Source organism: Bacillus sp. JNUCC-21, from assembly GCF_041222765.1.
GTDB lineage: Bacteria > Bacillota > Bacilli > Bacillales > Bacillaceae > Bacillus > Bacillus velezensis.
Genome location: NZ_CP166019.1, coordinates 2,022,878 through 2,046,859 on the forward strand (window position 1 = coordinate 2,022,878; position 23,982 = coordinate 2,046,859).

Annotated in this window: 9 protein-coding genes and 1 tRNA gene; 2 read left to right on the forward strand and 8 right to left on the reverse strand. The window is 48.1% G+C overall.

The features are described 5' to 3' along the window. Positions 1–10 precede the first annotated feature (10 nt). The 5 genes from JNUCC21_RS09795 to JNUCC21_RS09815 form a co-directional block, all read right to left on the reverse strand. Positions 11–7,708, reverse strand: a complete 7,698-nt coding sequence (locus JNUCC21_RS09795; protein WP_369878792.1) for an amino acid adenylation domain-containing protein — start codon at positions 7,706–7,708, stop codon at positions 11–13. A gap of 25 nt (positions 7,709–7,733) precedes the next feature. Continuing rightward, complete coding sequence (locus tag JNUCC21_RS09800; RefSeq protein ID WP_369878793.1) at positions 7,734–15,392, reverse strand: amino acid adenylation domain-containing protein; 7,659 nt, start codon at positions 15,390–15,392, stop codon at positions 7,734–7,736. Positions 15,393–15,871: 479 nt separating this feature from the next. Next, positions 15,872–17,347 carry a D-alanyl-D-alanine carboxypeptidase/D-alanyl-D-alanine-endopeptidase gene (dacB, locus tag JNUCC21_RS09805; RefSeq protein WP_369878794.1) on the reverse strand — a complete coding sequence of 492 codons (1,476 nt, stop codon included), beginning with the start codon at positions 17,345–17,347 and terminating at the stop codon, positions 15,872–15,874. A gap of 18 nt (positions 17,348–17,365) precedes the next feature. Then, entirely contained in the window at positions 17,366–18,334 is a 969-nt protein-coding gene (locus tag JNUCC21_RS09810) for an aldose 1-epimerase (protein ID WP_327944058.1), read from the reverse strand. 115 nt (positions 18,335–18,449) lie between these two features. Further along, complete coding sequence (locus tag JNUCC21_RS09815; protein WP_007407362.1) at positions 18,450–19,838, reverse strand: MATE family efflux transporter; 1,389 nt, start codon at positions 19,836–19,838, stop codon at positions 18,450–18,452. 228 nt (positions 19,839–20,066) lie between these two features. Between JNUCC21_RS09815 and JNUCC21_RS09820 the strand changes: the two genes are divergently transcribed. Further along, a complete protein-coding gene (locus JNUCC21_RS09820) occupies positions 20,067–20,609 on the forward strand; it encodes an IseA DL-endopeptidase inhibitor family protein (protein WP_052827517.1) in 543 nt (180 codons plus the stop codon). A gap of 145 nt (positions 20,610–20,754) precedes the next feature. Here the strand turns inward: JNUCC21_RS09820 and JNUCC21_RS09825 are convergent. The 3 genes from JNUCC21_RS09825 to JNUCC21_RS09835 all read right to left on the reverse strand — a co-directional run bounded on the left by JNUCC21_RS09825 (position 20,755) and on the right by JNUCC21_RS09835 (position 21,960). Continuing rightward, positions 20,755–20,827: transfer RNA gene (locus JNUCC21_RS09825), tRNA-Arg, on the reverse strand. 42 nt (positions 20,828–20,869) lie between these two features. Beyond that, positions 20,870–21,415, reverse strand: a complete 546-nt coding sequence (locus JNUCC21_RS09830) for a site-specific integrase (protein WP_003153850.1) — start codon at positions 21,413–21,415, stop codon at positions 20,870–20,872. Between the two features lie 314 nt (positions 21,416–21,729). Further along, positions 21,730–21,960 (reverse strand): excisionase family DNA-binding protein, encoded by a 231-nt coding sequence (locus JNUCC21_RS09835; RefSeq protein ID WP_003153848.1) that lies wholly within the window; start codon positions 21,958–21,960, stop codon positions 21,730–21,732. 243 nt (positions 21,961–22,203) lie between these two features. On the opposite strand from JNUCC21_RS09835, the gene ggt reads away from it, so the two are divergent. Further along, positions 22,204–23,979 (forward strand): gamma-glutamyltransferase, encoded by a 1,776-nt coding sequence (ggt, locus tag JNUCC21_RS09840; protein ID WP_007407357.1) that lies wholly within the window; start codon positions 22,204–22,206, stop codon positions 23,977–23,979. Positions 23,980–23,982: the final 3 nt, after the last annotated feature.

Sequence of the window (23,982 nt, forward strand, 5' to 3'; positions counted from 1 at the left end):
CACTCCTTTTCTATAGTTTGTTGACGGCTCCCATAATGTCACTCAGATCTTCCAGCGTTAACTCCTCGTCACTGAAATCAGCGGCGCTCCATTCACGCTCCTCTTTGCCTGTGCAATGCGTGATGATTTGCTTGAGAAAGGCATGAAAATATCCCGTCAAAACTTCAATCGTTTCTTTTTGATACTGAAAACGGTTGTACACGACATGCATGCTGAGACATTCCGACGATACGGAGCCGCTGATATCAAGTGTGTACGGACGTTCCCAGTCTGGGCTGACTTCATTTCCCGCTTTTACGGGAGAAACACCAAAGCCGCTGGAACGGATTTCACGGTCAAACTGTCCCAGATAGTTAAAACTGATTTCAGGAGAATCGGATTCAGTCTCTTCCCAGAGTTTGCTTATATACTTCAGCACCCCGTATCCCGCTCCTTTATGCGGAATGCGGCGCATCATGTCTTTTGTCCGCTTAATGTGATAGCCGAGCCGCTCGCCGTCATCAGCCTGATCTTGAAAACTTGCGTCAACCAATACCGGATAAATTGACGTAAACCAACCGATGGTTCTGCTGATATCAAGATGCTCCAAGTGCTCTTCCCTTCCGTGGCCTTCCATGCTGATTTTGAATGTCTCGTTTCCGGTCCATCTGTTCAGCGCAAGGCTTAACGCGGCAAGCAATAATTCACCCGTCTCTGTTGTGTATGCTCTGTTCGCTTCCGTTAACAGCTGCTCAGTCTCCTGTTTCGTCAATGTAACGGTCATCACATCTGTATCTTTCAGAAGATTGGAAGAGATGCGGGCATCTTTCGGAAGCGGTTCGACCGCCGCTCTTTCTCTTTCGGACCAGTAGTCTGCTTCCTGTAACAGCCGGCGGCTTTTTGCATAATCAGAGATTTGCTTCGCGTAAGTCTGATAGGAATCGGTTTTTGCCGGAAGCGCGGTTTCTTTTCCTGCGAGCGCCTGCCTGTAGCACGCGGTGAGATCTTCAAATAAAATCCGCCATGATACACCGTCAATGACAAGGTGATGAATAGAAAGCAGCAGATGATCGCCATCATTAGCGTGAAATAATCCGACAGCTACGAGCGGACCCGTCTCCAGCCGAATGGAAGTTTGAATACGGGCGGCCGCCTGTTCAATTGCGGCGTGCTCCTCTTGTAATGACCCTTTCCCTCTCACGTCATGCGTTTCAAACGTAAAGAGTTCTTCTTCAGAAAGCTTTTCCGCTCTGTTGTATTGAGTCACCGATCCGTTTTGCGTGCCGCATACGATCCGTAATGCGTCATGATGAACCGCGAGCTGTGCCAGCGCTTTTCTCATAGCAGATTCATTGATTCTGTCCGCACTGCGGAGCATTACGGACTGATTAAAATGATCATGCGGCAATGATTGCGACAAGAACCAGTGCTGGATCGGCGTCAGCGGCACGTCTCCCGTGACGGGAGCCTGATCAATCACGCGGCGGACTTTCCGGAGCCGCATCGATACTTCTCCCAGTGTCTGATGCTCGAACAGCTCGCGGACGGTCGTTTCATAGCCCTGCTGTTTCAGCCTCGCACATACTTGCAGCGCTTTAATCGAATCCCCGCCGAGATGGAAGAAATGAGCATTGGGGCCGAGGCCTTCAACACCTAAGAGTTCTTCCCAAATGTCAGCCATCATTTCTTCAGTTTCATTTCTCAGGCTGATATCATCTCCAAGGCTATCATTTAATTCAGGCTGCGGGAGCGCCTTCTCGTCCAGCTTCCCATTCGCCGTCAGAGGCAGTTCATCAAGCTCTATCAAGCGGGCGGGAATCATATATTCCGGCAGAAAAGCTCTGAGAGAGGCCTGAATCTCTGCTTCTTTTATCTTTTCGTTCCCGTGTAAGACCGCGTATGCGTAAATGGAGTGCTGACCGTGCTGATCAGCACGTGTGATCACGGCGGCCTCTTTCACGGAGGAAAGCTCTTGCAGCGCTGATTTAATTTCTCCCAGCTCAATTCTGTGGCCTCTGACTTTTACTTGCGCATCTTTCCGCCCGACATATTCCAGCTCTCCATTTGAGAGTCTTTTGGCGATATCACCCGTCCGGTAGAGCCGCATGCCGGAAACGTGCGGATTCGTGATGAAACGGGAGGCGGTTAAATCATCCCTGTTTACATATCCCCTCGCGACGCCTTCCCCGCCGATATAAAGCTCACCGGGAATTCCGATCGGCTGCGGATTCATATAGGCGTCCATAACAAAAGCATGAAGGGTTTCCAGCGGTCTGCCGATATTGCTTTTGTTTCTCTCAATATCATCCATATTCAGTTTTTTGCATGTGACGTGAACCGTGGTTTCCGTAATACCGTACATATTAACAAGCTCCGTCTCCGGGTACTTCTCTTTCCAGCTTTTCAGCATGCCGGGCTGAAGCGCTTCTCCGCCGAAAATGACATATCGAAGCTTCAGCTTGTCCGTATGCCCGGCCTCTTCATGAATGAGTCCGGAAAAAGCCGTCGGCGTTTGGTTCAGCACCGTTACGCCTTCACTTTGCAGCAGCTGCCGGTACAAATACGGATCACGGGCTGTGTCTTTCGGCACGATAACTACCTTTCCGCCGTATAAGAGCGCGCCGAATATTTCCCAGACAGAAAAATCAAAGCAATAGGAATGGAACAGCGTCCAGACGTCTTCAGAGCCGAAATCAAACGGCAGTCCTTTATGTGTGATAAGACTGATGACATTGCGGTGTTCCGTCATAACGCCTTTCGGTTTTCCGGTTGTGCCCGATGTGTAAATCACGTAAGCCGGCTGTTCAGGCGTTATTATTTCTTTCGTTCTGTCTGCTGAAACGGATTCAGGCTTATCGATGTATAAAACCGGCAGCCCGTCCATTCCGGATATCCCAAGACCCGATTGCGTCAACAGAGCACGCGCGCCGCTGTCAGTCAGCATAAATGAAATCCGCTCGTCCGGATAGTCAGGATCAATCGGCAGATAAGCACCTCCCGCTTTTAAAATACCGAGAATCCCAATCAGCATATCCGGAGATCGTTCGGTCATAATTCCGACAATCTGTCCGGAGCGGATGCCGTTTTCCGACAGCATATCGGCGATTCGATCCGCCTTTTCATTGAGCTCGCGGTAGGTGAGACGCTCATCAGACATGACGGCTGCAATTTGATCCGGCATTTTTTCCGCCTGTGCTTCAAATAAACTGACAATCGTTTCATGCCTCGGATACTCCGCCGTTTGATTTTCCGCTTGAAGAAGCATCTGCCGCTCGTTTATGCCCAGCAAATGAATGTCAGACAGCTTCCGCTCATCATCCGATGCGATTTGTCCTAAAAGCTCTTTAAAATGATCGGCCCACCGTTCGATCGTATCCTTTTCAAACAACGCGGTACTGTATTCAAAATGAAAATCCAGTGAGCCATCCGGCCGTTCCTCGGCATGAAGCGTCAAGTCGAATTTTGAAATGTCATGCTTCACTGCATGTGAAGAAACGGATAAGCCCGGAAGGTTCACTTCGAAATCATCACTGTTTTGCAAAACGAGCATGGCATCAAACAGCGGATTGCGATTGACTTCCCGGTGTGTATCAAGCTTTTGGGCAAGTTCTTCAAACGGGAAGTCCTGATGTTCGGCCGCGCCGAGGGCGAGCATTTTCACCTCTTCTAAATAAGCGCGGAATGTCTTATCCCCTTTCGGCCTGCTTCTCATTGCCACGGTATTTACAAACATGCCGATGACCCCGTCAAGCTCAGCGCGGCTTCTGCCGGCCGCAGGTGAACCGACGACAATGTCTTCCTGCCCGCTCAATTTAGAAAGGAACAAGGAGTAGCTTGCCAAAAGAATCATATACAGTGTCGAACCCGTCTCATCCATGAGCTGGCGCAAGTTCTCCGCCGTTTCCTTTTGAAGGCGCGTTCGAACCGCGGACCCGCTGAAATCAGGAAGCTGCGGGCGCTTTTTATCGAGCGGCAGATCAAGTACGGGAATGTTTTCCCCGATCGTCTCCAGCCAATAACGCTCATGTCTTTTGAATTCTTCAGCGGCAAACCGCTCATGCTGCCAGACGGAAAAATCTTTGTACTGGAGTTTTAACGGCCGCAACTCTTTTCCTCTGTACAAATCCGTCAATTCTTGAATCAGAACGCTCATTGACACACCGTCTGCGATAAGATGATGCATATCAAGCAGCAGAAAATGACGTTCTTCAGTAACTTTGGCTAAAGTCACTCTCAAAAGCGGCGCTTTTTCCACGTCAAACGGTTTGACGAAAGTTTCCATCACCTCTTGAAGAAGGTTCCCGGATGGCATGTGAATCTCTGTGAGGTCAAGATCGACATGTGCATGTATTTGCTGCATCGGCTCCCCGTTTCGTAAAACAAATGAAGTGCGTAACGCTTCATGCCTTTGTAACAGCGCTGAAAAGGCTTCGTGCAGGCGATCCCGGTTGAGTCTGCCGCTCAGTTCCAGACAAGCGGGCATATGATAGCCCGTACTGTCCGCTGCAAGCTGATGAAGGGCATAGAGCCTTTTTTGCGCAAAAGATAGCGGGTACAAGTCCTTTGCCACAGCAGGCGTGATTTCTGCATATTCTCCTCTTTTCCTCTGTTCAAGGAAGCGGGCCATGCTCTCGATGGTCGGATGTTCAAAAACATGGCGGACGGCAAGTTCAATTTGCAGCCGTTTATGTATGTTTGAAACAAGCGACGCGGCTTTCAGCGACTGTCCGCCGATTTGGAAGAAATCATCTCTCATACTGATGTGTTCCCGTTTCAGCACTTCTTGCCAAATAGACAGCAGCTCAGTCTCAAGCATTGTGCGCGGAGCTTGATAATCACCGATTCTCTCGGCTTTTTTCGGCTCAGGAAGTGCGGCCCGATCAAGTTTTCCGCTCACAGACAGCGGCATTTCCGTTAATTTGGTAAAGCTTCCCGGTATCATATAAGCAGGTAATCTCCCGGCCAATTCAGCGTGCGGTTTAAATGTCACACCCGCATTTTCCAGTACGACATAAGCTGCAAGCTCCTGTTCCCCGTCCGCCATTTTGCGCACGGTGACTGCCGCCTCTTTTACCCCGGACAGACTTCTGAGTGCCGTTTCGATTTCTCCTAATTCAATTCTGTAACCTCTTACCTTCACCTGATCGTCAAAGCGTCCCATGTATTCAATCGTTCCATCCGGTAAAAATCGGGCTGCATCTCCCGTTCTGTAAAGCCGTTCACCTTCACGAAACGGATGAGGGGTAAAGACTTTGCCCGTCAGCTCTTTTTGCTGAAAATATCCATCCGCCAGACCTTTTCCGGAAATACACAGTTCACCGACGGCTCCGACCGGCTGCAGCCGATCTCCATGCATCATATAGACAGAAGTGTTGGCAATCGGGCGCCCGATCGTAATCCGGCTGCTTTTTTGCAGGTTGCGCAGAATCGTCGTGGCCACACTGTTTTCCGTCGGGCCGTATTCATTCAGCAGCTCGGCATTCGGGCATATGCCGCGGCTCGCTTCCACGATATCAGGAGTGGCCGCTTCCCCGGCAAATGTCACCGCCCGAAGCGTCTGCGCATCCTTTTTCGTCAGCGAATCAAGCAGAACGCGATACAGAGACGGAACGATCAGAAGATGGCTCACTCCGTGGCGGGTGATTTTCTGTTTTATTGAAAGGACGTCTTTCGCATCATCTTCATCAGTTAACAATACACAGGCGCCCGACAGAAGCGGAGTGAAAAGACTCGTTAATGACCCGTCAAATACGTATGAAAAAAGATGAAGCGCTATGTCCCCTTCTGTCATCCCGTATTCTTCACGCCGCCATTGCAATGTATTGCTGATCGCTTTGTGTTGTACAAGCACCCCTTTCGGCCGGCCTGTCGTTCCGGAGGTGTAAATGACATACGCCCAATTTCCGCTGTCAGATACCGGCGGAAGCGGTGCAGTCTGCTGGGAAACCGTTTCCTCTATGATGACGACACTGCCCTTGAAATCCGGCGGAATGAGGGGGAGCAGGTCTTTTTCAGTCACGAGCAGTGAGGCTTCACTGTCTCTCAGTAAAAATGAAATCCGTTCAGGCGGGAATTCCGCATCAATCGGCATATAGGCGCTGCCCGACTTCCAAATTCCGAGCAGAGCGGCAACCGTACTCATTGATCGGCGCAGCATAACAGCAGTGATCTGATCGGGGCGTGCGCCTTTTTCCCTTAAGGCATGCGCAATCTGATTCGCCCGCTGATTTAATTTCTTGTAGCTCCAGCTTACCCCGTTATATCTCAACGCCTCTTGGTCAGGCGTTTTTGCCGCCTGTTCTTCAAACAGCCCATGAACGGTTGTCTCAGGGTACGGACGGTTCGTTTCGTTAAACGAATGAATCAAGGCTTCTTCCTCCGGAGGCACGAGACTGATGCTTGATAAAAGCCTGTCCGGATCTTCCGTTACACAGGAGATGACCTCCAGAATATGCCCTTTGATCCGTTTCATGTCTTCCCGATCGTAGATGCCCGCATTGTAGCTGAATTTCACATAAAACTCTTCTCCCGGAACGATGACGACGTTAAGATCGTAATTGGTTTCTTCCGCCATCGAAAAGTTTTCAAGTGAGAGCGCACTGCTTTCCGTTTGCTGCCAGCCGTTTACCGCAGTCTGCATCTGAACCGGATAATTCTCAAAAACCAGGATGTGGTTCAAGAGATCTTTTTGCAGACCGCTCTCGTTTTGGATGTCATAAAGCGGATAATAGCTGTGCTCTTCCGCAGCGAGTGACTCTTTTTGCACCTTTTTGAGGAGAGAAGAAAAAGTCATATCCCCAGCCGCGCGCACCCTTACCGGCACGGTATTGATAAACAGTCCGGCCATGGATTCAATGCCGGCGATAGCTGACGGCCTGCCGGAAACAACTGAACCGAATACCGCATCTTCAGTGCCGTTGTAACGGTGGAGAAGCAGTCCCCAAATGCTCGTAAATAAAGTATTCAGCGTGACCCCGGTGCTTCGGGCAATGTCTGTCAGTTTTTGCACGGTTTCAGACTCAAGGGAAAATTGAAAATGCTCAGATGCATAACCGTTTTGCGCCGGCTTATTCTTCGTTTGCGGAACGGAAACGACTTCTCCGTAATCTTCCAAGCAGCGCGACCAGAACGCTGACGTTTCTTCTTTATTCCGGCTTCGGAGCCATTTGATATAAGAACTGTAAGGAGCCGGACTGCCGAGGTTTACAGGCCGCCCGTTTCGGATCGCATAATACATGCTGAAGAAATCTTTCAGCACAATGCCCAAGCTCCAGCCGTCCATCATAATGTGATGGTGAGTCCAAACGCATGTATGGCGGTTTTCTCCCGTTTGAAAAAGAGTCAGGCGCATTAAGGGGCCTTTTTGCAGATCAAAGCCCTTATTCCGGTCGGTTTCCTTGAATTCCTTAATGATGTTTTGCTGCTGTTCTTCCGAATAATCTGAAATGTTCTCAGTCTGTACGGCTGTGTCACGGCGTGAAAGGACAACCTGCTGCGGCCCTTCAAGGTCAGGCACTTCTTTTATGAAAATCGTTCTGAAAATATCATAACGGCTGACAAGCATATCCAGACTTTTTTGGAATGTATCAATGCATAAATCCCCGCTGACTGTAAACGAAATCTGCTCGACATATGCGTTTGATCCGGAATCCAGAAGCGAATGAAACAGCATGCCTTCCTGCATATATGATAAAGGGTAAATATCTTGAATTTCTGTCGCTTGTGTCACGAATGCCACACACCTTTTTATGAAATTAAAGTCCTTTTACGAGATCTTCAATGCTTGATAGTGCTTGAGCGGTCAATTCTGTATGGCTGTAATCCGTTAATGTTTTTTCCCGCTCTTTCTTGCCGGAACAGTGGGCGATGATGTCCTCGATGTGAGTATGGAAACGATTCATGAAGACCTCGATTGCCCCCGGTGCAAATACATCGGTATAAACGGCTTTTACCTCCAGTTGCCCGGCCGCCACCATCGCGTTAATATCCAGATCAAACTCGCGGATGCGCCCGGCCGCTATATCATGCTGCGGCTTGAACGGTGACATCTTCAGCGTTCCCTCAAGACCGTCAAACGCACCGAGATAGTTAAAGCTTATTTCTGGGTCTTTATAAAGAATGTTTCGCGAATATCTCAACAGCCCGTAGCCGGTTCCGTGATAAGGAACCCGTCTCATCATGTCTTTTACCGTCTTTATGCGGTGAGCGGTTTTTTCGCCTGAGCCGCCCGGCACTCTCATATCCAAAAGCACCGGGTAAACAGATGTAAACCATCCTGCTGTTCTTGACATATCAATGTCAGGCATATGCCCTTGGCGCCCGTGCCCTTCAGTGCTGATAAGGATCTGTTCAGAACCCGTCCACTCATGAAGCGCCATTCCAAGCGCCGTTAAAAGCAATTCATGAACATCCGTTCCGTATGCCTGCTGTGTTTCCAACAGCAGCTGTTTCGTGACTTCGCTGCTTAATATCCACGATGCCGTGCGCGCGTTTTCCTGCAATCGTCCGGCGTTTTCATCAGTTATTTTCGGCAGCGGCGCTGTTTCACTAGACATCACGCTGTCCCAGTATGCGGCTTCCTCCAGCAATGCTTTGCTTTTGGAAATGTCAAAAAGCTCTTCGGCATACTTTATATAAGAATCGCTTTTCGGCGGCAGTTTGATTTGTTTGCCTTCCAATGCCTGCTGATAAGCTGTCTGCAGATCTTCAAGCAATATCCTCCATGACACGCCGTCCACGATAAGATGATGAATTGTTATAAGAAGATGGTCGGCTTCCTTCTGCCGGAACACTCCGAGATGAAGCAGAGGCCCTTGATCAAGACGCATAGCCTGCTGTATTTCTTTTTCCTCAGCGGCTATCCGTTTTTCGGGCTGCGTTTCTTCTGAAATATCTATGACGTTAAGCGTAAAGATTTCTTCATACTGCTTTGTGATTCCGCGATTATATTGAACCGTTTCCCCATGCTCATTTTCAGTGAAAGTCATTCGCAGCGCATCATGATGTTCTGTCAGCGCGCAAACCGCCTGATACAGCGCATCTATTTCGAGGCTGTCTTCACTGCACAGCATGACCGCTTGGTTATAATGAAGCTCAAACGCACCCGGCTCCTCAAAAAATCTCTGCTGGATCGGTGTCAGCGGAGCGCTTCCTTCTATCGGCCCCTGATCAGCCATTGCAACAGCCGGCATGAGGTGCTTCGCGAGTTCTGCAATCGTCGGGAACTGAAACAAATCGCGGATCGACATGTTCCAGCCTTCTCCCGCGAGTCGGGCTGACACTTGAAGCGCCTTAATGGAATCTCCCCCAAGCTCAAAGAAAGAGTGATGAATTCCCGCTTTCTGAACATGAAGCACATCTTCCCAAATCCGGCATAACATCTCCTGTTTTTCATCGCCGGGCGTGACAAATGCCTGTGTTGAATGTATCTCTTCTGCCGGCAGTGCCGATTTATCAAGTTTGCCGTTCAGTGTCAGGGGCATGCTGTCTAAACCGATAATATGAGACGGCATCATATAAGCCGGGAGCTCCTGCATAAGAGACTGGCGAAGTGATGAGATATCGGCCTCTTTAGGAACGATGTATGCCGCTAATCGGGCTTGTCCTTCAGCATCTTTCATCACGGTAACAGCCGCTTCTTTGACTTGATCGTGTTTCAAAAGCACACTTTCAATTTCTCCCGTCTCAATTCTGTAGCCTCTGATTTTTACCTGCTTATCAATCCGCCCTTGAAAACGAAGAGTACCATCCGGCAGCCAGCAAGCCTGATCTCCGGTTCTGTAAAGCGTTTCTCCCGTTTGTAACGGGTCACTGAATGCGTCCTCTGTCAGCTCAGGCTGTCCCCAATATCCTTTTGCGACGCCGGCGCCCCCGATATACAGCTCTCCGAAAACGCCGATCGGCTGGACCTGTTTGTCTTTGTTTAAGACGTACATTTGCACATTCGGAAGCGGAACACCGATCGGCACATCATCTTCCCGCGGCTCTTCGCTCATTTCGGCTTCATAATACGAAGAATCAATTGTCGCTTCTGTTACACCGTAGCTGTTAATGATCCGCATTTCTTTTCCGAAGCGTTCATGAAGCGTATAAAAATCCTGCGACTTGATCATATCTGAACCCAGTACAAGTATTTTTACACTTTGCAGCGCGAGGTTCCGGCGATATATATATTCCATAAACGGAACAATCAGCGCGGGTGTCGACTCCATAAACGTGATACGGTGCTGATCAATGAGCTGATAAAGCTGTTGTGGCTCAAGCCGGACGTCATCCGGACAAATGACAAGCGTTCCCCCGTTTAGCAGGGCGCGTGCAAGATCCCCTGAAAATACATCAAATGAGAAACTCGCCATCTGCAGCACTCTGACCGGTATAAGATCAAGCTCATAAATCCTGCGCCATGCAAGTGCTGCATGCGTAAAGCTGCGATTTCTGACTTCGACTCCCTTCGGCGTTCCCGTTGTTCCCGAAGTATATATGATATATGCAGTATCATCCGGTGACGCTGCCGGCTGAATATTCTTTGCACAAATATCGTATTGATCTTCATGATCAAGCTGAATGAGAAATAAATTGTTATCCGTCAGCTGTGAAGCAAGTTCTTTGTATTCTGACTGCACCATCAAGACGGATGCCGCGCTGTCTTTTAATAAATAGCGAATCCGTTCCTCGGGATAATGGGAGTCAACCGGTATATACGCCCCTCCCGATTTCATGACGGCAAGAACACTGACGATCGCTTCAATCGAACGGTTTGCCAATATAGCTGCTCTTTTTCCCGGACCGAATCCATTTTTGTGTAATGTTCGCGCAAGCCGATTTGCCCGCTCATTAAGCTGCAAATAGCTGATCTGTTGTGCTCCTTCAATAACAGCGGTCTGATGAGGCGTTTCTTCTGCTTTCTCTTCAAACAACTGGTGAAACAGTTTGTGTTTTTCCATGAATTCGGTTTGTGTGTTATTAAACTCAATCAGTAACTTTTGTTTTTCTTCTTCATCCAAAATGTCAGCTTTCGATAGTGTGACTTCCGGTTCGGCGGCAACATGGCGCAAGAGATTCAGTAAGTGGCCCATCCAGCGTTCAATCGTTTCTTTCATAAAAAGCTCGGTGCTGAATTCCATTTCAAAGCGGATGTTTCCATCGGATTCAGCCGCTGATAAGGTCAGGTCAAAACTTGATACATCATGTTCGGTATGCTCTGATCGCGACGCTTTCAGACCGGCCAGATTTATCTCCTCTCGCTCCATATTCTGAAGAATAAACATCGCATCAAACAGCGGATTGCGGCTCATGTCCCGCTGCACACCGAGCCGTTCCACAAGCTCTTCAAACGGATAGTCCTGATGCTCATACGCCTCAAGCGCGGCCTGGCGGACTTCCGCCAAGTAATCGGTAAACCGTTTGTCTCCTTTCGGCTCCGTTCTGATGGCCAGCGTGTTGACGAACATGCCGAGAATCGGCTCAAGGTCTTTGTGCGGACGCCCGGCAATCGGCGAGCCGACGATGATGTCTTCCTGCCCGCTCAATCTCGCGAGTAACGTATTGTACGCGGCGAGAAGCACCATATACAAAGTGGAGCCGTGATCCCGGGCGATTCGGTGAAGGCCGGATGCCGTTTCAGCGTCAAGCGTGCACGATACGCTGCCGCCCGCAAAGCTTCTGACAGCCGGACGGGCCTTGTCAGCCGGAAGCTCAAGCACCGGAAGCTCTCCTTCAAGCCGCTTCAGCCAATAGGCTTCCTGCTTCTGGTACCCTTCTTTCTCCTGAAACGACCGCTGCCAGACGGCATAGTCTTTATATTGAAGGCGCATCGGCGCAAGCGAACGGCCTGCGTACAGCTCGCCGAATTCTTTTATCAAGGTGTTGACGGACACACCGTCAGAAATAATATGATGCATATCCGTTAATAAAAGATGACGTTCGTCCGATTCTTTCACGAGAGCCGCACGGAAGAGCGGCGCTTCTTCCAGACAAAACGGCCGGACGAATGCGTCAGCTGACTCGGCCTCATCCAGCTGAAACGGCACGCTGTCATGGATGCGCTGCACCGGTTCGCCGTCAGGCCCCGTTTCAAAGGACGTTCTGAGCGACTCATGCCGCTCCACAAGCTGCCGGAACGTCTCCTCCAGCCGGCCGCGGTCAAGCGGGCCCGTCAGTTCCAGCACAGCCGGCATATTGTAGCCGACACCGCCGTCTTCAAGCTGTTGGAGCACATACATCCGTTTCTGCGCCGAAGACACCGGATAGGTGTCCTGTGTTTGCGCAGGCTGAATCGCTTCATACGGGCTTTCTTCCAAGTCCTGAATAACCGAAGCGAGCTCTTCCACCGTCGGCCGGGCGAAGATGTCCTGTAACGGCACCTGAACACCGAACTCTTTGGCGATGCGGGAGACGAGAGCCGTCGCTTTTAACGAATGGCCGCCCCGCTCAAAAAAGTGATCCCGGATGCCGACGGGGCCGTTTTTCAGCACCTCTTCCCAAAGGGCGCAAAGCTTCATTTCCGTGACGTTCCGCGGGGCGGTGTACGCCTGTCTGTCTGCCGCTCCGCCGGGAGCCGGCAACGCGCGGCGGTCAAGTTTTCCGCTCGGCGTGACCGGCCATTCGCTCATCTCTATAAACTGAGCCGGCATCATGTAGGCCGGAAGGCGTGTCGCAAGCTCCGCCCGCACGTCATCGCTTTCCCGTCCTTCGATATAGGCGTAAAGCGCGGTTTCGCCGTGTTCGTTCCGGGCGGTGACTGCTGCCTCACGAATGCCGTCGATGCGCCGGATCGCCGCTTCGATCTCTCCCGGTTCAATCCGGTAGCCGCGGACTTTCACCTGTCCGTCTGAACGTCCGAGCCATTCGACAAGGCCATCTTCTGTCCAGCGTGCGATATCACCCGTCTGATACATGCGTTCTCCCGGGTAAAACGGATCATTGAGAAAACGCTCCTCCGTCAGCTCAGGCCGGTTCAGATAGCCCCGGGCCACCCCGGTCCCCGCGATGTACAGCTCTCCTGCCACGCCCGCAGGCTGGATGGTTCCTCCGCTATCTAATACATACAGACGGGCACCCGGAACGGGTTTTCCGATCGGAAGCCTTGTCCGTCCGCTGTCCCGTTTTCGGTCACAGACGTAAAACGCCGCATCAACCGTCGCTTCTGTCGGTCCATAGCCGTGAATAAGCATCGTCTCCGGCAACAGATCTGCAAACCGGGCAGCCGTAAGCGGGGAAAGAGCTTCGCCTCCGGCAAACACGCGTGTCAGTGTTCTGCCGAGGCGTGTTCTTGTTTCCTCAGGCTCCGTTTCCAGCGCGTCTAAAAAGCTGTTGACCATTGCCGGAATAAAATGCGCGGTCGTCACCTTTTCTGAGGCAAACGCTTCAATCATCCGCACAGGATCTTTCTCCCAGCCGGCCGGAAGCAGATACACGGAGGCGCCTGACATCGTCCACCAAAACAATTGCCAGATGGAAGCGTCGAAAGAAAAGGATGATTTCAGCACGATAATATCCTCTTCCGTCAACGGGAACTGCCCTTGCATCCCTGATAAAAAGGCGGCGGCCTGACGGTGTTCAACAGCCACTCCCTTCGGTGTTCCCGTCGAACCGGACGTATAAATGATATAAGCGAGCGAATCAGCATCCGCTTCGTCAGAGACAGCCCCTGTCTCCGCCTCACTTGTCAGAGCAGAAAGAGACACTTCTAGCGTTTCTCCGGAAAAACCGGAAACGGATAACCCCGGCTGTGCAAGCAGGAGACAAGCGCCGCAGTCATCGAGCATATAGCGCAGCCTGTCCTCAGGATACTCCGGGTCAAGCGGCACGTAGGCGCCGCCCGCTTTTAACACGGCAAGCACAGAAACCACCATCTCCGGCGAGCGTTCAGCGAGCACGCCGACCATGCTTTCTTTGCGGACGCCTTTTTGTCGGAGCCGAACGGCGAGCCTGTCTGTGTACTGGTCAAGCTCGGCGTACGTCAGCATACCGCCCGGAAAACGGAGCGCCGGACGATGCGGCGAAAGCGCGGCACGGCGGGTAAACAGCCCGTGAAGCGTCGGGGCCGACGGTTCAGCCGTTTCTGTACGGTTAAACGCAGTTAACACCCGTTTCTTTTCATTTTCATCCGCCATATCAATATGCCGAATCAGCCGGTCTGGATTTCTAACGGCATTTTCAACGATCGTCAGCAAATGAGTTTGAATGCGTTTGATTGATTTTTCAGTAAATAAAGCGGATTGGTAATCAAAATTCAGCTCAATCAATCCCGTATCTGTCCGCTCCTTAATTAAAATGGACAGCTCATTTGCCGTATGCCCGCTGAAAAACATCGCCGTTTCATAATCGAAACCTTCTGCCTGACGCCACGCGAGAGGCTGGTATTGCATCGAAATCCCGATGATATTTTGCAGGTCGTGATGAATCTGCCTTAATTCATTGACAAAAAGATTGTAAGGATATTTCTGGTGCCGCATAACAGACAGCTGCTCTTTTCCTACGCTGCGGACAAAGGACAGGAACTCCGCATCAGGATCTGCCGTCATTCTGATCGGCAGTGTGCTGACGAACATGCCGAGCATATCCTTTTCGAGCCTGGAGCCCCGGTTTCCGTAATAAGTGCCGATGGCAATATCCTTTTTAGCCGTCAGACGGCTGATGCATATGTATAACGAAGCCATAAACAGAGAGATGATGCTGATATTATTTTCTTTGCAAAAACGCCGGATAGATTGTTCTAAGGAGTGAGAAAGAGTGATAGTATCTCTGGAAGCCGCAGTGCTTTGTCTAAGATGAGAGGTTCGTTCCGCCAGTGAAAGGTGTTCCGGAACGGTTCGGTATGTTTCAGTCCAAAATGAACGGTCTTTTTGAAAACGGGAAGACTGTAAGTATTGCTGTTCTTTTTCCATGTAGCTGAGATAGGAAGGTCTGTGATGTTCAGTTAAATCCTCGCCCCGCATGATCTTTTGGTAGATGTCAATGAGCTGGTTGCCGAGCAGGTTGAGCGAGATGCCGTCCATGATAATATGGTGAAATTTTGAATAAAGCCAAACTTCTTTGTCTGACATGACAAGAAGAGTAAATTGATACAGAGGTGAATGAAACAGCTTGAACGGAACACGAGTCTGCGTGTCAATCCATGCGTCCCGCTCTGCCTGATCAGTATGAGTAAAATCAACAGTCTCTAGAGAAATCGGCCGATGCCCCGCCAGATACAGCTGGGGTTCTGATCCGTCCCCTTCTGTCAGTTGAAACCTGAGCGAATCATTTTGCGAGATAGAAAAATCTAAAGCCTGGCGCAGTACGTCAAAATCGATGTCCCCCCTGAATTTGACGCATGCCGCGAGATTGCAGATACTTGTGCCCGGTTCGAGCAGCTCCGTAAACCACACTCTTCTTTGTGCGTGAGTTAAAGAATAAACAGTGTTCTCCAATGGAATCCCTCCGCTTCAATTTAAGAGGATAAGAAAGTGAAATAATTACAATTAAATTTCGACAGCATATGACTTAATCATCCATATAAGCATTATTTTAAAACATATTTTAGAAATCACAATAAAAAATTAAATTTTCTCTAACATTTTTTAGAATATAGTATATATTCCTCACTTCACTTCTTCATTTCTATAATCTTTATACCATGTAAAACGGTATGTATGCATACTATAAACTGGTTCTTAAACACTATAATAAGGAATAAAATGTATAATTAATTGCGCTTTTAAAAAGGTTTTCCTCCCGAAAAGAAGTTTTATGTTAAAAAATGAATAATCGGTGAACATGTAAGAAAGCGGTATGTAAAAAAAAGGAAGGATATTGCCGATATTACTTTTTGAAAAGATTGATTCATAATCGCAATATAATGTTTTACAGACATCATAAAAAGCCGAATCCTCTAAGGATTCGGCCCTTCTTATTGATTTGCCAGCACGACTGCGATTTTGTCTTCAATGTCTTTTCCGTCATCTTCGTCAAGCAGCCCGTTTTGAAGCACGGAAAAAATAAGCGTATCTCCTGTTTTTGTGTCTGCATAGCCGGCAATCGAACTGACTGATGTTAGTGACCCGGTTTTCGCTTTAATTTTGCCTTCTGCCGGAGTATTCTTCAGCCGGTTCCGAAGGGTTCCTCCCGTCATTCTGTCGCTTGCACCGGCGACAGGGAGCGAACGAAGGAAAGCCGGGTACCACTTTTCTTTCTGAACCGCATACAAAAGCTCTCCGATTTGGCCGGCGGATACGCCGTTAATATGAGAAACGCCGGATCCGTCTCTTGCAATCAATTCATCCGGATTCAGCCCGAACGATTTGAGTTCCGATTTCATCACGTCCAAGCCCTTTTCCCAGCTGCCCTCCCCTTTTTTCACTTTTCCCATTTCCTTGATCAGAATTTCGGCGTGTCCGTTGTTGCTCAGTTTCATAAACGGGATCAATAATTCTGAAAGAGGCATGGATGTCCGTGATGTGACGAGCTGGGTGCGGTGCGGCATTCGCCCTGTTCTGATTTTCCCTTTTACAGTTATACCCTGTTTAGTAAGCGCTTGTTTCCATAAATCTAAAGCATAGGACGACGGATCCCACACCGCCGCCCATTCTCTTGCCTGTGCCGAGCCGGCAGGTATGGTTCCCTTTATCGTAATCACATTGCCACCGTGCTCCCGTTCAACCGTCAAATCTTTCTTTCCATCAGAAGCGACGGTTTTCACTTCATTTTTCACACGAACGATGTCCGTATGGGGAGAAATCGAAATGCGCGGCTTTTTACCGGGCTGTTTCGCCGGGCTGATTTCCGCAATCACCGTTCCGGTATCATAATCCTCATTTGGTGAAGCGGTAAGAGCTGATACTTGCGCGCCATAATATTGGCCTTCATCGCTCCACGGAAGATCAACTGAATACCTGGTATCGTCATACCACGAATCATCTCCGACCAGATCTCCTTTAATGACCCGGATGCCTCTGGCTTTGACCTGTTTAGCCATCTTCTCAAAATCAGAATCCAATAGGGTCGGATCACCTTTTCCCCTGAGATAAAGGTTTCCGCGCAGCTGTTTTCCTTTTACGGCGCCGTCTGCCCGTACTTCTGTCTTAAAGGTGTAATCTTCTCCGAGAACGGAAAGCGCTGCAGATGCCGTCAGCAGCTTCATCAGTGATGCAGGCCTCAGCCGCATATCTTCCCGGCTGCCGAACAGCACCTCCCCTGTTTTTGCTGACCGGACACTGACGCCCGCTGAAGCTCCTTTTAAAGCAGGTTCTTCATCCAGAATGTGTTCCAGCTCTTTTTGCAAAGTATTTTTTTGTTCAGCCGCCTTAGCAGCATCATCGATATAAGGAACTGCGGCAATGATCAAAAGCAGAATCACCGCGCTCAAGCGTTTCACATATGTTTTCAATGTTATCCCGCCTCTTTCCTATTCTTCGTCATGCAAAATGGTGATCCTGGATGACGCAGCCGCTTCTTCGCCCGGTTTCAGAATCTGAAGCCCTGTCAGTGATGCAGGCTGATTCAGATTAAATGCATCTGTAACGGAAGTATAAGGCTCAAGACTGACAAACCCCTGCTTTCCGTCACCGTTATATACCACCCAATGCTTGAAAGACGTGTCTGCTTGATACAAAACGGATAATTGCTCATCCGGATGATAAATAACAGCTTCATTATTGCCGCCATTCCGTCCGGAAGAAAGAAAAACATCGTCAAACTGTTTATTTTTCAAAGACATCCCATGACGGAACGCTTCTTTATCAGGAACATCCAATAAACGGCCCGTCGGCACGAAACGTTCATTTAATTCCCACATGCGGTCAGCCGTCAAAAATAGACGGGATCGCTCTTCATTGAAAACAAATGTGGAATGATAGCCGAGCCCCCAAGGAAAAGCCTCCGTTCCCTTGTTGATAATCAGCGCCTGCTGCGTAAACACATTGTCTTTTAATGTATAGGTCATCCGGACAACGACATCATGCGGAAATTGTTTATGAACACGGGGAATCTTTGAAAGATCAATTTCTGTTTCGACTGTCATTCCATCCCCCTCTTCTTTCGCTGCCGCCGCTTTCCAATGCTGATTGTGAAGAAAGCCGTGAATATGATTATGTTTATCCTCTTCGTTTATCTCAAATTGATACGCGCGGCCGTCAAAACGAAACGTCCCATCCGTAATCCGGTTCGGCGGGAATAAAACGGGAATGCCGTACAGCATCGGTTTTTTGCGGAATTGCTCCGCAGTTTCCGGTTCTCTCAGAAGCCGCATACCGGTTCTTTTATCCCGAAGCGATATGACATTTGATCCCCACTCCGGCACAATGATGCATTCAGCCTGATCAGTCTCCGCTTTTATGGCTGAAGCCCCTAAATAAGTCGTATGTTCAATCGTCATAAGCACCTGCCCTTTCCTTGTTTTCTAGCATGTATAGGAATTCCATTTTCTAAACTCATTTTCCTTCTCTAAAAAAAACATCGCCCGTATGAACTGAGCGATGTGCGGTAAAACCTTATTGAATCAGCCGGGTAATCTGTTTTTTCTTCCATACAAACCGGTAATATCCGTATTGCAGCAGCAGGCTGACGACAAAAGCCGCCGGATAACCGACCCAAATGCCGAGAATGCCGAGATTCGTATAATGAGAAAGAATAAAGGCCACAGGCACTTCTATTCCCCAAATCGCAAAAATGCTGATAATCGTCGGCCATAACACCGTACCGCTCGCCCGCATCGTTGCTGAAACGATCTGAGCGTGACCGAAAATCAAATAACTCCAAAGGGTAATCATAATCAGATTGCGGGCAATGTGGAGCGTGTCCTGATCTGTTAAAAACAAAGCAAGTATCTGCCGGGAGAAGGTATAAATCAGCACAATCAAAACCCCGCCGATCAAATAATTCAGGCCGATGCCGACTTTGATGACCTGTTTCAGCCGGCCGAATTGATTGGCGCCAATGGATTGGGCGGCAAAAATGGAAACGGCGATACCGAGGCTTACCGCCGGCATCTGCACATAACTCGCCACTTGGTTGACGACCCCGTAAGCAGCCGTCGCGTTTGATCCGTAATGATTGACAAATGAAATGACCGCAATTTCAGAAAGTGACACGAGAATCATATTGATGCTCGACGGAATACCGAGACGGAGTAAAAGCGCGAGCAGCTTTTTGTCCATTTTAAGAGAACGGAGCGCAGTCCGATCAAATGCCAATGGATGTTTCCTTTTCCGCAAATAAACCATGAGTACGATAAATGTCACGATGTTTGAAATCACGGTTGCATACGCCGAACCGTAAATGCCGAACTTCGGAAGTCCGAAAAGCCCGAGAATCAATAAGGGCAAAAGCCCGATGTTTATGACTGTACTGACGATTAACGTATAAAACGGAGTCTTTGAATCTCCCGTTCCGCGTAAAAATGTCGTATACGCAAAATATAAAAACATCAGCGGCATTGCGCAAAACAAAATGCGCGCATATCGGACACTGACATCTATTACGTTTTCCGGCGTTCCCATCAGCCGCAGAATATCAAGCGTAAACACACTGCCGACAACTGCCAGAACAACACCGAGCATAAAGGTAAAAGTCAGTGTAGTGCCGACAATCGCCTTCATCCTCTCTTCGTTTTTCGCGCCGTAAGCCTGCCCGATCAGAATGGAACTTCCTGAACCGATTCCGATCGTAAAGGAGATCAGCAGAAAAAACAGCGGAAAAAAAGACGATACGGCGGCAAGCGCATCGACTCCGAGCCACCTTCCGACAAATACCATTCCTACCAATTGGCCGACAGATTGCAATACATTGCTTAAAAGCAGCGGCACTAAAAACAGTGACATCGATCGCCAGACTGACTGGCCGCGGCCTTCCGCTGTTTCTAAATGATCTTGTACTTCCATATGTAGGACTCCTTTTTTGATTTTCTTCCATTTTATTATTCAGCAGACAGCTTGTAAAAACCTTTTGTTCAATGAAACTCTTTATCTTTTTCTCACGTCTTACATGGAAATAAACCATAAAAATAAAAAGTCCGGAAAATATTTCTGAAAAGGTATTGTAATCTTACCGTAATTATTGTAACATTTGTAACATAAGAGAAAGAGATTGATTGAAGGAGAGATTATATCATGAAAAAATGGCTATTATTCCTCACTACTATTACATTGATTCTGTCATTGGGCACTGCGGCGACTGCAAAAAATGCACCTAATGGCCTTACACAAAAACAAGCACTTCAGCTGGCCCTGTCAGCGAGAGAACATTTCTGGAATACAATGAGCGGCGGTGCGCTTAAATCAAACGCAAATTGCACATCTGAACCGTTTGAATATCAAAATCTGCAATATGTATTTATGTGCAAAGACCTCGGAACAAAAGCGAAAGCCGTAAAATATCTGACACCCGCTTTTACAAAGCAAGCGATTGACAAAGGGCTCAAAGATTACCACTTCACTGTAAAAGACGGCAAATTGGCTGTTCCGGTCGGCGACGGAGATAACCTCCTGAATTGGAAAAAAGCAAAAATGACCCTTCTTTCTAAAAAAGGAAGCGTCCAAACATACCGCTTCACTGTACCGACTCTTGACGGTTCTCCATCAGCAAAACGCGATGTAACATTCGTAAAAGAAAACAACGTTTGGAAAGTCAATCAATTTGATGCTGTCATATAAGAAAAAGCCCGCTTGCTTACAGCGGGCTTTTTTCACATCATTTCCACCAGGTTTTCACAAAATATTCAACTCAAAACCCCCTTGTATAACAAGGGGGTTTTTGTTTTACCGACATTATTAAGCTGCGCCTATCACATACAAAAAACGCTCTAGGAGAGATTCGAACTCCCGACCTGCAGTTTAGGAAACTGCTGCACTATCCGCTGTGCTACTAGAGCCTGCTTCTATTATAGTAACGCTGGCGGCCGTTTTTTTCAAGTCTACAGCCCTCCGAACACTTTATAGGCGGCTCTCGTCGTATCTTCATCTATTCCGATATAACGCATTGTAATAGACGGAGAAGAATGATTCAAAATCCTCTGCAGTTCAGCAATGTCTTTTGTCCTCTGATAAAAATGATACCCGAACGTCTTTCTAAGCGTATGCGTCCCGATTTCCTCCAATCCGCAAGCGGCAGCCGCTTCCTTTAATATTCTGTATGCCTGAATCCGGGATATGGGCTTATTCGTCCGTTTCGATTTAAACAAATAGTCATCTTCTTTCATGTCTTTTGTATAAGCGTATATGTCGGCCTTTAAAGACTCCAGTATCAGAATTTTTCTTTTCTTTCTCGTTTTGCTTTCGGTTGCCCACACGTGGTCTTTGTTCCTTACATCCCTCACGCGAAGCGGCAGAACATCTGAAATCCGCAGTGCGCTGTTCATGCCGAAAATAAATAAAAAATAATCACGATCACTTTTCTTCATTAAATACTGTTTGACTTCCTGGATCTTCTCCAAACTTCGGATCGGCTGTACGATATGCATCAAAAAACCCCTTATAATAGTAAAGTAACATATTGAGCTTTATGTTACTATTATAGACGAAACCCGTTGAATGATAAAGGATAAAGGGTCTTATGTAACATAATATACATAGTGTTACATAAGGTGAATCAGATACGCAGTTTCAATAAATTCCTCAAAAACATCATTTTAAGCCCGGTGACAAGCTTTTAAACAAATAGAGACCCAAGGCATTAAAAAATGAAAACAACGTCCTTAAAAGGAAATCTGAGCATCCGTTTTTTTGTGAGCAACCGAAAAAAATGCAAAAAAAAGACACAATATGAAATTGTGTCCTAGTCTTCATCTTTTACATCAATGTCTTCAGGAAGCGGCTCATTTAAAAACTCTTGAATCATTTCCTTATATTTTTCCAGCTGTTCGAGATGGGTTTGAAATTGTTCCTTGTTGATTAAATATTGCTGCCCGTCATGGACGGCCCTTATTTTATTCGTCAAAACAAGATTGTGCACATATTCTTCAGGAAGACTGGTAAACTCAGCTGTCTCTTTGATCGTTAAATACATGGCTCACGTTCCTTTCATATGTCATGTGAGTGAATTCTGTTTTGTTTATTGTAGCTTATTTTTTGTCTTTATGCTTGTTTCACAGCTTTTTCAGTCCGGTTTCCCATTTAGCCTATTTGCGACTGATTACATTCACACAGAAACTCCGGCTTTTTACGCACCGGACTATTCCGTTTGTCACTTGTGAAAACAGCACATTTTACTTACTCTATAATTGTAAGCGGAAAACAAAGGAGGCAGACTATGAAAAAGAAAAAGTTTATGAATCTCTGTTTTATCGTTCTGCTCAGTACGTTGCTCGCGGCCGGAAGCATCCCTTATCACGCTCAGGCTAAGAAACACCCGTTTTCCTATGACGACTACAAACAGGTAGATGTCGGCAAAGACGGCATGGTTGCCACCGCCCATCCTCTCGCTTCGCAAATCGGTGCAGACGTGCTGAAAAAAGGCGGCAATGCAATTGACGCCGCGGTTGCCATTCAATTCGCATTAAACGTAACTGAACCGATGATGTCGGGAATCGGCGGCGGCGGATTTATGATGGTTTATGATGCGAAGACGAAAGACACCACCATTATCGACAGCCGGGAACGCGCACCGGCAGGCGCAACACCGGATATGTTCCTTGACGAAAACGGCAAAGCCATCCCTTTCTCCGAACGCGTTACGAAAGGGACTGCAGTCGGTGTTCCGGGAACATTAAAAGGACTTGAAAAAGCGCTCGACAAATGGGGCACACGCTCCATGAAACAACTCATCACCCCTTCCATTAAACTTGCCTCAAAAGGCTTTCCGATCGATTCGGTTTTAGCTGATGCCATCTCAGATTATAAAGACAAATTATCACACACTGCTGCAAAAGACGTGTTTCTTCCGGACGGAGAACCTCTGAAAGAAGGAGACACACTCATCCAAAAAGACTTAGCCAAAACATTTACAGCTATTAAGTACAAAGGCACAAAAGCATTCTATGACGGAGCATTCTCCAAAAAGCTTGCGGAAACAGTGCAGGAATTCGGCGGCTCAATGACAGAAAAAGATATTAAAAACTTCAATGTGACGATTGACGAACCGATCTGGGGAGATTACCAGGGCTATCATATCGCAACTGCTCCTCCTCCAAGCTCGGGCGGTGTTTTCCTGTTGCAAATGCTGAACCTCCTGGATGATTTTAAGCTTTCTCAATATGATATCCGTTCTTGGCAAAAATATCAGCTTCTCGCAGAAACGATGCATTTGGCTTATGCTGACCGCGCCGCATTTGCCGGGGATCCAGAATTCGTCAACGTCCCTCTCAAAGGCCTCTTGAATCCAGATTATATCAATGCCCGCAGACAGCTGATAGATATTGATAAAGTCAATAAAAAACCGAAAGCCGGCGACCCTTGGGCCTATCAGGAAGGTTCTGCAAACTATAAACAAGTGGAGCAGCCGACTGACAAACAAGAAGGCCAAACGACTCACTTCACGGTAACTGATCGCTTCGGCAATGTCGTATCTTATACGACAACGATTGAACAGCTGTTCGGTTCCGGCATTATGGTTCCCGGATACGGCGTTGTATTGAATAATGAGTTAACAGACTTCGATGCGGTGCCTGGCGGCGCAAATGAAGTGCAGCCGAATAAACGTCCGCTCAGCAGCATGACTCCGACTATTTTATTCAAAAATAACGAACCTGTCCTGACTGTCGGCTCCCCCGGCGGAGCAACGATTATTTCTTCCGTCCTGCAAACGATCCTGAACAAAGTTGAGTACGGCATGGATCTGAAAGCGGCGGTCGAAGAGCCGAGAATTTACACAAACAGCATGACATCCTATCGATATGAAAAAGGAGTGCCGGAAGAAGCCCGCACAAAACTGAACGAAATGGGGCATAAATTCGGCAGCAGCCCGGTTGATATCGGTAATGTGCAAAGCATCCTGATCGACCGTGAAAACGGCACCTTCACCGGAGTCGCCGACTCAAGCCGAAACGGAGCCGCAATCGGCGTAAACTTGAAAAAATGTGAAAAATGACAA